The following is a 15,090-nucleotide window of genomic DNA, read 5'->3' on the forward strand; positions in this document are numbered from 1 at the left end:
ACGGATGCCCGCCAATGTGCGGGCATCTTTTTGTCTGGCAATTAACCTTGTGGCGAGGGGATTTATCCCCGCTGGGCTGCGCAGCGGCCCCAAAGTCAGCCAACCAGTTGTGGCAGAATGTGCCCATGATTCATTACCGGGTCTGCTGCGCAGCCCAGCGGGGATAAATCCCCTCGCCACAGTTCTGTGTTCGGCTGACACCTTCCGTCTACTTGGAAAGAAATGAACCCCTTCGAAGAAATGCGCATCTTTGCCCAGGTCATGGAGTCGGGCAGTTTCACCGCAGCGGCGGAAAAACTGGGGCTGTCCAAGCAGTTCGTCAGCCGCAAGCTGATGGAACTGGAACAGCGCCTGGGCGTGCGCCTGCTCAATCGCTCGACCCGGCGGCTGGATGTCACGCCCCTGGGCCAGCGCTATCACGAAGCGGCGCTGCGTCTGCTCAATGAGCTCGAACAGGTGGAGCAGGGCATCAGCGGCCAGACCAGCGAGCCCCGCGGCACCATTCGGCTCAGCGCACCGTTGTCCTTCGCCATGGCGCACCTGGGCAGCCTGCTGCCGCTGTTTCTGCAGCGCTATCCGGGCGTCAGCGTCGAGGTGGACCTGAGCGACCGCTCGGTGGATCTGCTGGGGGAGGGTTATGACCTGGCGCTGCGCATCGGCGTGCTGGAGGATTCGACGCTGATTGCCCGGCGCATCGCGACTATCGAGCGGGTGTACTGCGCCAGCCCCGCCTACCTGGCGCAAAAAGGCACACCCGCGCGGCCTGAAGACCTGCGCAATCACGACTGCTTGCCCTATGGTCACAGCCGTCAGGTGCAGTGGCGTTTCGTGGGGGCCGGCAAACCGCTGACTCTGGAGGTCACGGGACGCATGCGCGCCAATAACGGGGACTTGCTCAGGGACGCGGCCATCGCCGGCATGGGCATCACCTATCTGCCTGCTTTCATCCTCGGCGATGCCTTGAAGGATGGGCGGCTGATCAAGGTCCTGGAAGGCTTCGAGACCGAACCGTTGGCGCTGTCGGCGGTGTATCCCCAGCATCGGCAAAGTGCACGCCCGGTGCAGGCGTTGGTGGAATTCTTGCGTGAACAAATGCAACAAAGCGCCGCAGTGCATTCAGCCGTCACATGACGGCTGAAGCATCTACCGCGCTCTGATCAGGCGGCGAGGTTGGCGCTGCTCAGTTCTTTTTTGTACTGCGCTTTCATGGCTTCCATGTCTGCACCCAAGGCATCGAGTTTTGCCTTGCCCAACAATTTTTTCGCATGGGGGAACATCTCCTTTTCTTCTTCCTCGATGTGATGCTCGAGCAGTTCCTTGACCACTTTCACCCGACCGGCGAATTCCGGCTGGGTTGGATCGGTGGCTTTGAGGTCCGGCAGCACCAGCGAGTCGACGGTACGGTGTTCTTCCTTGGCCTCGTAATACATTTCAGCCTCGTCCTTGCCACCGGCCTGCTTGAAAGCCGGATAAAGAATTTCTTCTTCCAGGCGGGTGTGGATGGAAATTTCCATTTCCAGTTTCGCCAACAGGTCGGTGCGTTTTTTCACGGCGCGTTCAGTCGACTCGCTCAGTTGAGTCAGGATGGCTTTGACGCGTTCGTGGTCGGCTTTCAACAGATCGATGGCATTCATAGGTAGCTCCTCGGCAATACACGGAAGCGGGCAGGCTTCGAGCGCCTACGCCGCGTAAGAGCTGAATTGCATCAGCTGTGCCAGCCGAAGATCGATTTAAAAACTCTTTAAAAACAATAAGTTGGAACGAAAATAATTTCCGGCGTCGTGCAAGCTGCATGAGCGGGCTGCAAAATGCGTTGCACTTTGCGCGGGTGGCTAGATATTTTCGATCCGCTGTCGGACCCGACTGGCGATTGCCAGGCAGGACGTCAGCCCAGGCGACTCGATGCCGAGCAGGTTGATCAACCCAGGCACCCGGTGTTCGGCCTCGCTGCTGATGACAAAGTCGTGGGCCGGCTCGCCGGGGGCGGAAATCTTCGGGCGGATGCCGCTGTACGCCGGTTGCAGGCTCTGGTCCGGCAGGCCCGGCCAATAATTGCGGATCGCCGGGTAAAACGCTTCGGCCCGGGCCGGATCCACTCGGTAGTCCTCGCAGTCGACCCATTCGGTGTCCGGGCCGAAACGCGCCTGGCCGGCCAGGTCCAACGTCATGTGGATGCCCAGGCCGGCGGCTTCCGGGGCGGGATAGACCAAGTGCCGGAACGGTGCTCGCCCGGCGAGGCTGAAGTAGTTGCCCTTGCACAAAAAGTCTTCGGGCACCCATTGCATCTCCAGGCCTTCGATGCGGCGGGCGAGAGCAGGTGCCTGGAGGCCCGCGGCGTTGATCAGCAGGCGACAGGACAAGGTCATCTGCGCCGTGCCGCCCAATTCCAGGATGAAGCCCCCAGTGATGATGCGAGCGCCCAGTAAAGGCGTACGGAAAGCAATGTTCGCCCCAGCCGCTTCGGCGTCACCCTGCAAGGCCAGCATCAGAGCGTGGGAATCGACGATACCGGTGGAAGGCGAATACAGCGCGGCGACACAGGCCAGGGCCGGTTCCAGTGCCTGCGCCTGTTCTTGGTCGAGCAGGCGCAGGTCGTCCACGCCGTTCTTCAAGCCCCGCTCAAGCAATGTTTCGAGTCCGCCCACCTGTGCCTGATCCGTGGCAACGATCAGCTTGCCGAGCCGGTGGGTAGCGACGCCATGGCTTTCACAATAGGTGTACAACCGGTGCCGGCCTTCGACGCACAGCTGCGCCTTGAGACTGCCCGGCGGATAATAGATGCCCGCATGGATGACTTCGGAGTTGCGCGAGCTGATGCCCATGCCGATGGCTTCGGTGGCTTCGATCAGCAGCACTTCATGCCCGGCACGCGCCATCTCTCGCGCCACGGCGAGCCCAACGACGCCAGCGCCCACGACCACGCATTCAAAATCGAAGTTCAACCTTGTCTCTCCTTCCGGGCCTGCAAGTTAGCCTTTCATAGCGCAGGTTTGATTTGGTCGCTCACGCTCTCAGCCCTGGGGGCAGGTAGCCTGAGGCCAGCCGACACGCGCTGCACGCAGGAGGCTGGCTTTAACGACCATGCGGTGAAAGGGGGCAATAACGAAGATGTAGGCCCGGCCCAGACGGTTGTGGCACTGGACCACGGTTGAAAGAACCAGTTGCCGGCTACCTTCTGGCTCTGCCTCTGCAGAACACAGGATCGATATCCGGAAGTCGAGGTGCTTGTCGTCCTCGCCCAATACGATTTCAGTCTGGTTCGTGCTGTAGACCTTGAAGATGCCAACCCGATTGGCAAGGGTTGCCAAGTGTCTGGCTGTCTTGAGACCAAAACCGGCAACGACAGTGTCTCGGACTTTCAGGAGCCATCCGATCCAGGATGGCTGGTGGGAAAAGATGAATCGAGCCAGCAGATCTGGATTGCTGGATGTGCCCGCAGGGAGCCGAATCGCAAAAGCGTCCGCCAGGTTCATCGACTTGTAAAGGTGGGTGATGCCGGACCTCGAGGGGACTGGCACGGCCGTGATGAGCTCAAATTCTCGGGGCATCGGGGATCTCTCCTGAGTTCTAACTACCAATTCGGCGACAGGCCATGTCGCGTTTCTTGTTGGGCGGCGCCCACTTCTCCCTGTCGGATACTGAGCCCGATCAAGGCATCATAGAGTGCTTGCTGCCCAGCCGGTAGAACAGGGAGCAACGTCGCACGGCGTTTGTCGGCATCGAACCAGGATTCAACCAACCATCCCACCAGATAGAGCGCCGAAAGGCATCCGCCAGCGGTTGCAACGTTTCCCTGGCATACAAGCGGTTGGTCCATGGACTCAAGTCCCAGCGCTTGCAGGCTCGCTCGTGCATCCGGGTGTGTAGTGGCTGGGCCGCTGAGTAGCCCAAGCCGTTCGAGAATGAACGCTCCGGCGCATATGGAGCCAATTCGCTGGCGTCTGGCGTCAAGTTCAAACGACGGCAGGAAATCCGGGGCGGCAAGTGCAGCGGGTATCCCTTCCTTGCCGCTGACGAACAATACCGCGTCAGCACTGTTGGCCTCGGAAAGCGGACCGTGCACCGAAACAGGCAGGCCGTGCGCCGATCGCACGATAGCGCTGGAACCCAATATTCGGACGTGCCAATCCTCAGTGTTGCGGCCTAAGATGTCCCACATCAGGAATAGGTCGATATCAGTGAATTGGTCGAAAGCGACCAGAACGATTTTCTTCAAGGCGAGCTCCATGAAAAGTGCTGGCGTGCAAAACGCAACGGCCATCTTTGCGGGTGTTCGCAGCGTACTGATCGGTTACGCACCCTACACAGTCTGTATGGTGCTCAATAGGGAGCGAAATGATTGGTGGGAAAGCTAACGCGTCACCATTGGATCGCGGCTGGTTTTGAGGCCCTCGACCAAATAGGGCATACCGGCGTTTCGGCCGAGAGTCTATCGCGCCGATTGAATGTGACCCGAGGATCGTTCTATCACCATTTCCGCAATCGCGAAGATTTTGTCCGCACCTTGCTGGCCGCTTGGGAAGAAGACTACACAGAGCGCATGCTCGCTTATGCGGGGCAGGGCAGTAGCGCGGGTGAAATCCTGAAACGCTATTTGAGTATTGCCGCTGAGAAACAACCGGGGCGGGAAGTTTCCATCCGCGCCTGGTCGCTGCACGATCCGTTGGTAGGCGAGTTTCAGCAGCGTGTTGACACAAGAAGACTGGACTTCGCGATACGGACGTGCCGCCGCTTGGTCCCTATGCCAGGCGAAGCAGAAGTGATAGGTCAGATGGCCCATCTGTGCCTGATTGGTGGTCAACAGGCAGGACTGCGGCGTGATGCCGCTCGCTTCAACCGTTTCCTGCATGGCGCCTTTTCACTTTTCGAAAGGGCGCTTCCACCGTGGCGGGCTGGGTCATGAGCTAAATCGGGCAACTGAATAAATAGCATTCCAGTGCTAGCGCCCATGCCACTGGCCTGCGGCACTAAAGGGTGTTTCCCTTGCGCAAAAAAAAACGGCACCCCAAAGGTGCCGTTTCTGTTTTCTACGAGCTACCGCTAGGCGATCAGCCCGTCAAGCCAGCCTGCTGAACCAGGGTCAACAACGGCTGCGGGTACACGCCGAGGAAGAACGCCAATACGGCGATGGCCAGCAGCATCACGCCGCCTGCCTTCTGTTCCCAGTGCAGCTCGGCGTCGTGGCGACGCAGGTTCGGTTCCATCAGGTACAGGGTGACCATGACGCGCAGGTAGTAGAACACGCCGATGGCACTGCCCAGCACCAGGGAGCCGACCAGCCACCATTGGTGAGCCTCGACGCCGGTGGCGATGATGTAGAACTTGCCGATGAAGCCGGCGGTCAGCGGGATGCCGGCCAGGGACAGCATCATCACGGTCAGCACGGCGGTCAGGTACGGACGGCGCCAGAACAGGCCACGGTATTCGTACAGGGCATCGGCGTCGCGGCCGTTGTACGGCGAGGACATCAGGGTGATCACGCCGAAGGCGCCGAGGCTGGTGATCACGTAGGTGACCAGGTACACGCCGATGGCTTCCACGGCCAGGCCTTTGCTGGCGATCAGGGCGATCAGCAGGTAGCCGAAGTGGGCAATGGACGAGTAACCCAGCAGACGCTTGAGGTTGCTCTGGGTCAGTGCCAGCAGGTTACCGAACAGGATCGACGCGATGGCGATGAGGGTCAGTACGTTGCTCAGCACACCGCTGCTGGCCACTGGCGAGATCTGGAACAGACGCACCATCACCGCGAACACCGCGACTTTCGACGCAGTGGCCAGGAACGCCGCCACTGGCGCCGGGGCGCCTTCGTAGACGTCCGGGGTCCAGAGGTGGAACGGTACCAGCGACAGTTTGAACGCCAGGCCGATCAGCATCATGCCCAGGCCCAGTTGCGCGATCGGGCTAGGCAGGCCGGTGGCCGCCAGGGCCTGGCCGATGCCGACGAAGCTCAGGGTGCCGGCTTCGGCATAGAGCAGGGCCATGCCGAACAACAGGAACGCGGAACCGGCCGCCGACAGCACCATGTACTTGATACCGGCTTCCAGGGAGCGCTTGTTGAAGAAGGCGTAGGCCACCAGGCCGTAGACCGGTACCGACAGCAGTTCCAGGCCGATGAACAGGCTGGCCAGGTGCTGCGCGCTGACCAGGACCAGGCCACCGGCGGCGGCCATCAGGATCAGTAGGTACAGTTCTTCGCGGTTGCCCGGGTAACCCGAACCGCCATCGCCGAGGTAAGCGTGGGCGAGGGTGACGCAGGCCAGGGTGGCGACCAGGATCAGCGCCATGTACAGGCAGGCGAAGCTGTCGATCTGCATCAGCGGGGTGACCGCCAGGGGCGCGACTTTCAGGGCCGGCAAGATCGACAGCAAGGCCAGGTTCAGCCCCGCCACCGACAGCAGGAAGGTCTGTGAGTGATTGCGCCGCCAGGCGATCGCCAGCATCACCACGATGATCGTGGCGCTGGTGATCAACAGCGGCGCAAGCGCGATAAAGTGTTGAATCGTGAATTCCATAGCGCTCTTACCGGGCCGAAGCGAGTTGAGAGAAGGCGGTGCCGAGCCACTGCTGCACGCCATGCATCGTGGCGGCAGAGGTGTCGAGGAACGGTTGCGGGGAAACGCCGAGGTAAACCAGCAGCACCGCAAGGCCGAGCACCATGATCAGTTCGCGACCGTCCATGCCGCGCAGCACTTCGTCCGACTTGGACGGGCCGAAGTAGGCGCGGTGGATCATGATCAGCGAGTAGACCGAACCGAACACCAGGCCGGAAGTCGCAATGGCGGTGATCCATGGCGAACTGACGAACGAGCCGATCAGGATCAGGAACTCGCCAACGAAGTTACCCGTGCCCGGCAAGCCCAGGGACGCGGCCGCGAAGAACAGGCTGATGGCCGGCAGGTAGGCGATGCGCGACCAGATGCCGCCCATCTCACGCATGTCCCGGGTGTGCAGGCGCTCGTACAACTGGCCGCTGAGAATAAACAGCGCCGCCGCCGACAGGCCGTGAGCCAGCATCTGGATCACCGCGCCTTGCAGGGCGAGCTGGCTGCCGGAGTAGATCCCGATCAGCACGAAGCCCATGTGCGAAACGCTGGAGAACGCGATCAGGCGCTTGATGTCGGTCTGGGCGAACGCCAGGAACGCACCGTAGAAAATCCCGATCAGGCCCAGGGTCATGGCGATCGGCGCGAACTCCGCCGAGGCATTGGGGAACAGCGGGAGGGCAAAACGCAGCAGGCCATAGGCCGCGGTCTTGAGCAAGATACCGGCCAGGTCCACGGAACCGGCGGTCGGCGCCTGGGCGTGGGCGTCCGGCAGCCAGGAGTGGAACGGCACCACCGGCAGCTTCACCGCGAAGGCGATGAAGAAGCCGAGCATCAGCACGTACTCGGTGGTCTTGGACATCTGCACTTTCAACAGGTCGGCGTAATTGAAGGTAATCACACCGGTGTTGTTGAAGTTGACCAGTACCAGGCCAAGGATCGCCACCAACATGATCAGGCCGGAAGCCTGGGTGAAGATGAAGAACTTGGTCGCCGCGTAGATCCGGGTTTTCTTGCCGTCCGAAGAACTGTGACCCCAGAGCGCGATGAGGAAGTACATCGGCACCAGCATCATTTCCCAGAAGAAGAAGAACATGAACAGGTCCAGCGCCAGGAACACGCCGATGACGCCGCCCAGGATCCACATCAGGTTCAGGTGGAAGAAACCGACGTGACGCTGGATCTCTTTCCAGGAGCAGAGTACCGAGAGGATACCCAGCAGGCCGGTCAGCAGGATCATCAGCAGCGACAGGCCGTCGAGGGCCAGGTGCACGCTGATGCCGAAGCGTTCGATCCAGATGTGCTTGAATTCAAGCGCCCAGGTCGGATCGGCGCCAGGGGCCGGAGCAAATGAATAGTCGCCGGTCGCCCACAGCCAGAGGCCGAGCGCGAGTTCCAGGGACATGGTCAGCAGCGCAATCCAGCGCGGGAGCGTGGAGCTGGAGCGCTCCGCGATCCAGCACAGCAGGCCGCCGATGAAGGGGATCAGGATTAGCCAGGGCAGAATCATGACGGGCTCGTTTCCTTTCGCAAGTTCGCAAGGTTCATATCAGACCGCTACCAGCACGATGGCGCCGATAACCAGCACGGCGCCAGCCGCCATGGAAGCCGCATACCAACGCAGTTGACCGGTCTCGGTACGGCTCAGGGCAGTGTGGCCGCCCTTGGCCATGCGCGGGATCAGGCCAATGGTCTGGTCGAGCGGGTCTTTGCGCAGAATGTGGCTGATCGCAAGGTATGGCTTGACGAACAGTTTGTCGTAGATCCAGTCGAAGCCCCAGGCGGCGAACCACCAGGCCGAAAGGAATCGCCCGATGCCGCTGTTGGCGATCGCCGTGACGAAACGACGCTTGCCCAGGAACAGCAGGGCGGCCAGCAGGATACCCGCCAGGGCAATGGCGCCCGAGGCGATTTCCAGGCTGTGCTTGGCTTCGCCGCCGGCATGACCGACGCTTTGCGGCAGCACATCGGCCAGCGGTGGGGTGATCATGGCGCCGACGAAGGTCGACAGCACGATCAGCACCGACAGTGGCAACCAGTGAGCAATGCCATGGCCGGCATGGGCTTCGGTCTTGGCTTCACCATGGAAGGCGATGAAGATCAGGCGGAAGGTGTACAGCGAGGTCATGAACGCACCCACCAGGCCGGCATAGAGCAGCGCCTGGTTACCGCTGGCGAACGCTTCCCAGAGGATCTCGTCCTTGGAGTAGAAACCGGCGGTGACCAGTGGCAGGGCCGCCAGGGCCGCGCCGCCGACGATGAAGCTGGTGTAGGCCAGCGGCAGTTTTTTCCACAGGCCGCCCATCTTGAAGATGTTCTGCTCGTGGTGGCAGGCCACGATCACCGCACCGGAGGCCAGGAACAGCAGGGCCTTGAAGAACGCGTGGGTCATCAGGTGGAAAATCGCGCCTTCCCAGGCACCCACGCCCAGGGCCAGGAACATGTAGCCGATCTGGCTCATGGTCGAGTAGGCGAGGATGCGCTTGATGTCGGTCTGTACCAGGGCGGCAAAGCCAGCCAGTACCAGGGTCACGCCGCCGACGATGCCGACCAGGTGCAGGATGTCCGGCGCCAGGGCGAACAGGCCGTGGGTACGGGCGATCAGGTAGACGCCAGCGGTCACCATGGTCGCGGCGTGGATCAGTGCCGAGACCGGGGTAGGGCCGGCCATCGCGTCCGCCAACCAGGTTTGCAGCGGCAGTTGCGCGGATTTACCGACGGCGCCACCGAGCAGCATCAGGGTCGCCAGGACGATCCAGAAGTCACCGACCTTGAAGTGCTCCGGCGCCTTGACCAGCAGTTCCTGGATGTTCAGCGTGCCCAGTTGCTGGAACAGGATGAACAGGCCGATGGCCATGAACACGTCGCCGATCCGGGTGACGATGAACGCCTTGAGCGCCGCGTTACCGTTGTTGCGGTTGCTGTAGTAGAAACCGATCAACAGGTACGAGCACAGGCCCACGCCTTCCCAGCCGAAGTACAGGAACAACAGGTTATCGCCGAGCACCAGGAACAGCATGCTGGCGATGAACAGGTTGGTGTAGGCGAAGAAGCGCGAGTAACCGGCTTCACCGCGCATGTACCAGGAGGCGAACAGGTGGATCAGGAAACCCACGCCGACCACCACGCCAAGCATGGTGATGGACAGGCCGTCCAGGTAGAGGGCGAAGTTCGGCGTGAAGCCTTCCACCGCCATCCAGCGCCACAGCACCTGCACATACACACCGCCTTCGGGCGGGGCGACGTTGAACTGCCAGATCACGTAGGCCGTGACGATGGCAGACAGGCCGATGGAACCCACGCCAACCAGCGCCGAAAGGTTTTCCGACCAGCGTCCACGAGAGAACGACAGCAGCAGGAAACCAATGAGGGGGAATACGAAAGTCAGAAAGATTAGGTTCATCCGCGCATCTCGCTGGCAGCGTCGATATCGAGAGTGTGGAAGCGGCGGTACAGCTGCAACAGGATCGCCAGGCCGATACTGGCCTCGGCGGCTGCCAGGCTGATCACCAGGATGAACATGATCTGTCCATCCGGCTGCGCCCAGCGAGCGCCCGCGACGATGAAGGCCAGGGCGGAGGCATTCATCATGACCTCCAGGCTCATCAGCACGAACAGAATGTTGCGGCGGACCATCAGGCCAACCAGACCGAGGCAGAACAGGATGCCGGCAACCGCCAGACCATGCTCGAGAGGGATAGCAGGCATGTGATTACTCCTTCGCCTCGTTACGGCCCAAATGGAACGCCGTGACGGCTGCGGCAAGCAGCAGCATCGAGGCGAGTTCGACCACCAGCAGGTACGGACCAAACAGGCTGATGCCCACGGCCTTGGCACCTACGGTGGTGTGGCCGATGGCCTGGCCGCTCTGGTGAGCGAACAGCACATACAGCAGTTCACCCAGCAGCAGGGCGGACAGGATCACCGGCCCCGCCCAGATGCCGGGCTTGAGCCAGGAGCGTTCCTGCTGGACCGCGGCCGGGCCGAGGTTGAGCATCATCACCACGAACACGAACAGCACCATGATGGCGCCGGCGTAGGCGATCACTTCCAGCGCGCCGGCGAACGGAGCACCGAGGGCGAAGAAGGTCATGGCCACGGCGATCAGCGAAATGATCAGGTAGAGCAGGGCATGGATGGGATTGGTGTTGGTGACCACACGAAGCGTGGACACCACCGCGATACCCGATGCGAAATAGAAAGCGAATTCCATCTTTCTTCCTTAAGGCAGCAAGCTCTTCACGTTGATCGGTTCGGCTTCGTTCTGCGCGGCGCCTTTTGGCTTACCGGCAATGGCCATACCTGCAACACGATAGAAGTTGTAATCAGGGTTTTTACCGGGACCGGAAATCAGCAGATCTTCTTTCTCGTACACCAGGTCCTGACGTTTGAACTCGGCCATTTCGAAATCCGGCGTGAGCTGGATCGCGGTGGTCGGGCACGCTTCCTCGCAGAGGCCGCAGAAAATGCAGCGCGAGAAGTTGATGCGGAAGAAGTCCGGGTACCAGCGACCGTCTTCGGTTTCAGCTTTCTGTAGCGAGATACAACCTACCGGGCACGCCACGGCGCACAGGTTGCAGGCCACGCAGCGTTCCTCGCCGTCGGGGTCGCGGGTCAGGACGATGCGGCCGCGATAGCGCGGTGCCAGGTAGACCGGCTCTTCCGGGTATTGCAGGGTGTCACGCTTGCGAAAGCCATGGCCGAAGATCATGACCAGGCTTCGCAGTTGGGTACCGGTACCCTTAACGATGTCGCCAATATATTTGAACATGGGTCAAATCCTCACTGAACCGCGGCCGCAGGCGCGTTCATCAAAACGATCGCAGCGGTCACCAGCATGTTGATCAGGGTCAGCGGCAGGCAGAATTTCCAGCTGAAGTCCATCACCTGGTCGTAGCGTGGGCGCGGGATCGAGGCGCGCAGCAGGACGAACAGCATGATGAAGAACGCGGTCTTCAGCGCAAACCAGACGAAGGACAGTTGCGGCAGGATGCCGAACGGGCCGTGCCAGCCACCGAAGAACAGCGTCACCAGCAGCGCCGAGATCAGGATGATGCCGATGTATTCACCAACGAAGAACATGCCCCATTTCATGCCGGCATATTCAATGTGGTAACCGTCGGCGAGTTCCTGCTCCGCTTCCGGCTGGTCGAAGGGGTGACGGTGAGTCACGGCCACGCCAGCGATGAAGAAAGTACAGAAACCGAAGAACTGCGGAATGATGAACCACAGGTTCTGGGCCTGGTACTCGACGATGTCGCGCATGTTGAACGAGCCGGCCTGGATCACGATGCCCATGAGCGCCAGGCCCATGAACACTTCGTAGGACACGGTCTGGGCCGAGGCCCGCAGGCTGCCCAGCAGGGCGAACTTGTTGTTGCTCGACCAACCGGCGAACAGCACCGCATACACCGACAGGCCAGCCATGGCGAAGAAGAACAGCAGGCCGATGTTCAGGTCCGCCACGCCCCAGGTCGGGGTGATCGGGATGATCGCGAAGGCGATCAGCAAGGCGCTCATGGCCACGACCGGTGCCAGGGTGAAGATCACCTTGTCGGCGAACGGCGGCGTCCAGTCTTCCTTGAAGAACATCTTGATCATGTCGGCGGCGATCTGGAACATGCCGAACGGGCCGACACGGTTCGGACCGTAACGGTCCTGCCACCAGCCCAGCAGGCGACGCTCGACGAAGCTCAGCAGCGCGCCGCAGACCACCACGGCCAGCAGGATCACGATGGCCTTGAGAACGGTCAGGATCACGGCGATCACTTCGGGGGTGAACCAGCTCATTGCGCTGCCTCCTGCAGACCGTCGACGGTTTTGCCGAAAATCGCTGGCGGGATGCCTGCCAGGCCGGCCGGCAGGGCCACCAGGCCGGCGCCCAGTTCTTCATTGATGCGCAGCGGCAGACGCAGGGTCTGGCCGGCCACGTTCAGGCTCAACAGGGCCCCGTCGTTGACGCCCAGGCGATCGGCTTCGGACTTGGCCAGCGCCACGTAGGCGGCCGGGATGCGCTCCTGCACCGGAGCGGCCTTGGAAGAGTTCTCTTCGCTGCCGAACAGGTGATGGAACGGCACGACCTGCCAGGTGCCCGGCGCCGGGTTGAAGGCGCGCGGCACGCTGGCGAACCAGCTCAGGCCATCGCCCTGACTTTCGATCAGACGGGTGCCCGGGTCGCCGGCACGCAGGTGACCGCCGACTTCGTCCTGGAACTTGTTCCAGGCCTGTGGCGAGTTCCAGCCCGGCGACCAGGCGAACGGCACCTGGGAGCGCGGTTCGGTCGAGCCCGAGTAGCCTTCCATGGAGAACGAGAACGCAGTGTCGTTGTCCTGGGAAGTGCGCGGTTCGTGAACGCTGATGTCGGCGCGCATGGCGGTGCGACCGGAGTAGCGCAGCGGTTCGCGCGCCAGCTTCAAGCCTTTGATGCGGAACGAGGCCGACGGTGCGGCGTCGACGATGGCGGCCAGTTGCGGGCTGCTCGAAGCGACGGCGGCGGTGACGTGGTCCAGTTGCGTCCAGTCGATCGGCTGGTCCAGCAGGGTGGCGCGCAGGGCATGCAGCCAACGCCAGCCTTCGTGAACCAGGATGCTGGCGTCCAGGTATTGCGGGTCGAAAACCTGGAAGAAGCGCTGGGCGCGACCTTCCTGGCTGACCAGTGTACCGTCGCCTTCGGCGAAGCTCGCCGCCGGCAGCACCAGGTTGGCGCGGTCGATGGTGGCGGTTTTCTGATGGTCGGCGACGATCAGCACTTTCGCGGCGTTCAGGGCGGCGTCTACGCGGGCCTTGTCGGTGCGGGTGTAGAGGTCGTTTTCCAGCACTACGATGGCGTCGGCGCTGCCGTCGATCACCGCTTGCAGGGCGGCGTCCACCGATTCGCCACCGAGCATGGCCAGGCCGAGGCTGTTGGCCTCCGGCACGATCAGGCTGATGGAACCGTTCTTCTCGCGCAGCTTCAGGGCCTTGGCGATGTTGGCGGCGGCTTCGATCAGCGCCTTGGAGCCCAACGAGGTGCCGGCGATGATCAGTGGGCGCTTGGCGGCCAGCAGGGCGTCGGCGATGCGCTGGGCCAGGGCGGCCGCTTCGCTGTCCAGGCCTTCGACGGCCGGGGCGCTGGCGTCCAGGGCGTGGGCCACGGCAAAGCCGATACGGGCCAGGTCGTCAGGGGCGGCGTGGACGCATTCTTCGGCGACGTCGTCGAGCTTGGTTTCAGCGAGGCTGGCGATGAACAGCGGGTTCAGCGCGTGCTGGCCGATGTTCTTCACGGCGGCGTCGAGCCATGGCTGGACGCGCATGGCGTCGGCCATGTCTTCGGCCTTGCCCTTGACCGACTGGCGCAGGGCCAGGGCCATGCGGGCGGCGGTCTGGGTCAGGTCTTCGCCAAGCACGAACACCGCGTCGTGGTCTTCGATGTCACGCATCGTCGGCACGGGCAGCGGGCTGTCCTTGAGCACTTGCAGCACCAGGCGGATGCGTTCCAGCTCACCGGCTTCGATGCCGCTGTAGAAGTGCTCGGCACCGACCAGTTCACGCAGGGCGTAGTTGCTTTCCAGGCTGGCCCGTGGCGAACCGATGCCGACGATGTTGCGACCGCGCAGCAGCTCGGCGGCCTTGTCCAGCGCTTCGTCCAGGCTCAGCTTGGCACCGCCCGCCAGCCGCGGTTGGCGTGGGCGATCCTTGCGGTTGACGTAGCCATAGCCGAAACGGCCACGGTCACACAGGAAGTACTGGTTAACCGAACCGTTGAAGCGGTTTTCGATGCGCCGCAGTTCACCGTAGCGCTCGCCCGGAGAGATGTTGCAACCGCTGGAGCAGCCATGGCAGATGCTCGGCGAGAACTGCATGTCCCACTTGCGGTTGTAACGCTCGGAGTGGGTCTTGTCGGTGAACACACCGGTCGGGCAGACCTCGGTGAGGTTGCCGGAGAACTCGCTTTCCAGGGTGCCGTCTTCAACGCGACCGAAATACACGTTGTCGTGGGCGCCGAATACGCCCAGGTCGGTGCCGCCGGCGTAGTCCTTGTAGAAACGCACGCAACGGTAGCAGGCGATGCAGCGGTTCATCTCGTGGGAGATGAACGGACCGAGGTCCTGGTTCTGGTGGGTGCGCTTGGTGAAGCGATAACGGCGCTCGTTGTGGCCGGTCATCACGGTCATGTCTTGCAGATGGCAGTGGCCGCCTTCCTCACAAACCGGGCAGTCGTGAGGGTGGTTGGTCATCAGCCATTCGACGACGCTGGCGCGAAACACTTTCGCTTCTTCGTCGTCGATGGAGATCCAGCTGCCGTCGGTGGCGGGGGTCATGCAGGACATGACGATCCGACCACGCTTGTCGTTCTCGTCGGTGTACTGCTTGACCGCGCACTGGCGACAGGCGCCAACGCTGCCAAGGGCGGGGTGCCAGCAGAAATAAGGAATGTCGAGGCCCAGGGACAGACATGCCTGTAACAGGTTGTCTGCGCCATCGACTTCGAGCTCTTTGCCGTCTACGTGGATAGTGGCCATGGTTCAAAGTTCTTCGTTGGCCCGGTGTCAGCGGGCGTGGCTAATGG

At 62.0% G+C, this 15,090-nt stretch carries 14 protein-coding genes; 2 read left to right on the forward strand and 12 right to left on the reverse strand.

What is annotated here, in order from left to right:
• Positions 1–222: 222 nt before the first annotated feature.
• Positions 223–1,131 (forward strand): LysR family transcriptional regulator, encoded by a 909-nt coding sequence (locus BLO97_RS13050; RefSeq protein ID WP_092346142.1) that lies wholly within the window; start codon positions 223–225, stop codon positions 1,129–1,131.
• A 26-nt stretch (positions 1,132–1,157) separates the two neighbouring features.
• On the opposite strand, the gene BLO97_RS13055 is transcribed toward BLO97_RS13050, so the two are convergent.
• The 4 genes from BLO97_RS13055 to BLO97_RS13070 form a co-directional block, all read right to left on the reverse strand.
• Positions 1,158–1,634, reverse strand: a complete 477-nt coding sequence (locus BLO97_RS13055) for a hemerythrin domain-containing protein (RefSeq protein WP_063320464.1) — start codon at positions 1,632–1,634, stop codon at positions 1,158–1,160.
• Positions 1,635–1,832: 198 nt separating this feature from the next.
• Complete coding sequence (locus BLO97_RS13060) at positions 1,833–2,942, reverse strand: NAD(P)/FAD-dependent oxidoreductase (RefSeq protein WP_092346144.1); 1,110 nt, start codon at positions 2,940–2,942, stop codon at positions 1,833–1,835.
• 69 nt (positions 2,943–3,011) lie between these two features.
• A complete protein-coding gene (locus BLO97_RS13065; protein ID WP_092346146.1) occupies positions 3,012–3,548 on the reverse strand; it encodes a DUF2867 domain-containing protein in 537 nt (178 codons plus the stop codon).
• Between the two features lie 23 nt (positions 3,549–3,571).
• On the reverse strand, positions 3,572–4,261 hold the full coding sequence (locus BLO97_RS13070; protein ID WP_371914895.1) for a DJ-1/PfpI family protein: 690 nt from the start codon (positions 4,259–4,261) through the stop codon (positions 3,572–3,574).
• Between the two features lie 81 nt (positions 4,262–4,342).
• Here BLO97_RS13070 and BLO97_RS32295 point away from each other — a divergent pair, with 81 nt between their 5' ends.
• Positions 4,343–4,903: a TetR/AcrR family transcriptional regulator gene (locus BLO97_RS32295; RefSeq protein WP_092346323.1), complete on the forward strand. Its 561-nt coding sequence runs from the start codon at positions 4,343–4,345 to the stop codon at positions 4,901–4,903.
• Positions 4,904–5,048: 145 nt separating this feature from the next.
• Here the strand turns inward: BLO97_RS32295 and nuoN are convergent, their stop codons facing one another.
• From nuoN to nuoG, 8 genes are read right to left on the reverse strand one after another with little or no spacing between them, the layout of a single operon-like run.
• Positions 5,049–6,512, reverse strand: coding sequence for an NADH-quinone oxidoreductase subunit NuoN (gene nuoN, locus BLO97_RS13080; protein WP_092222673.1), 1,464 nt, complete (start codon positions 6,510–6,512; stop codon positions 5,049–5,051).
• A 7-nt stretch (positions 6,513–6,519) separates the two neighbouring features.
• Positions 6,520–8,052: an NADH-quinone oxidoreductase subunit M gene (gene nuoM, locus BLO97_RS13085; protein ID WP_063320469.1), complete on the reverse strand. Its 1,533-nt coding sequence runs from the start codon at positions 8,050–8,052 to the stop codon at positions 6,520–6,522.
• A 39-nt stretch (positions 8,053–8,091) separates the two neighbouring features.
• On the reverse strand, positions 8,092–9,945 hold the full coding sequence (gene nuoL, locus BLO97_RS13090) for an NADH-quinone oxidoreductase subunit L (protein ID WP_063320470.1): 1,854 nt from the start codon (positions 9,943–9,945) through the stop codon (positions 8,092–8,094).
• Positions 9,942–10,250, reverse strand: a complete 309-nt coding sequence (gene nuoK, locus BLO97_RS13095) for an NADH-quinone oxidoreductase subunit NuoK (RefSeq protein WP_003180046.1) — start codon at positions 10,248–10,250, stop codon at positions 9,942–9,944. The genes nuoL and nuoK overlap by 4 nt, the downstream gene beginning before the upstream one ends.
• Before the next feature lie 4 nt (positions 10,251–10,254).
• Complete coding sequence (gene nuoJ, locus BLO97_RS13100) at positions 10,255–10,755, reverse strand: NADH-quinone oxidoreductase subunit J (RefSeq protein ID WP_063320471.1); 501 nt, start codon at positions 10,753–10,755, stop codon at positions 10,255–10,257.
• 9 nt (positions 10,756–10,764) lie between these two features.
• Positions 10,765–11,313, reverse strand: a complete 549-nt coding sequence (gene nuoI / locus BLO97_RS13105) for an NADH-quinone oxidoreductase subunit NuoI (RefSeq protein WP_003180051.1) — start codon at positions 11,311–11,313, stop codon at positions 10,765–10,767.
• 11 nt (positions 11,314–11,324) lie between these two features.
• Complete coding sequence (gene nuoH / locus BLO97_RS13110) at positions 11,325–12,332, reverse strand: NADH-quinone oxidoreductase subunit NuoH (protein ID WP_025212983.1); 1,008 nt, start codon at positions 12,330–12,332, stop codon at positions 11,325–11,327.
• On the reverse strand, positions 12,329–15,043 hold the full coding sequence (nuoG, locus tag BLO97_RS13115) for an NADH-quinone oxidoreductase subunit NuoG (protein WP_092346148.1): 2,715 nt from the start codon (positions 15,041–15,043) through the stop codon (positions 12,329–12,331). The genes nuoH and nuoG overlap by 4 nt, the downstream gene beginning before the upstream one ends.
• Positions 15,044–15,090: the final 47 nt, after the last annotated feature.

Source organism: Pseudomonas sp. NFACC05-1 (genome assembly GCF_900100135.1).
Lineage (GTDB): Bacteria > Pseudomonadota > Gammaproteobacteria > Pseudomonadales > Pseudomonadaceae > Aquipseudomonas > Aquipseudomonas fluorescens_Q.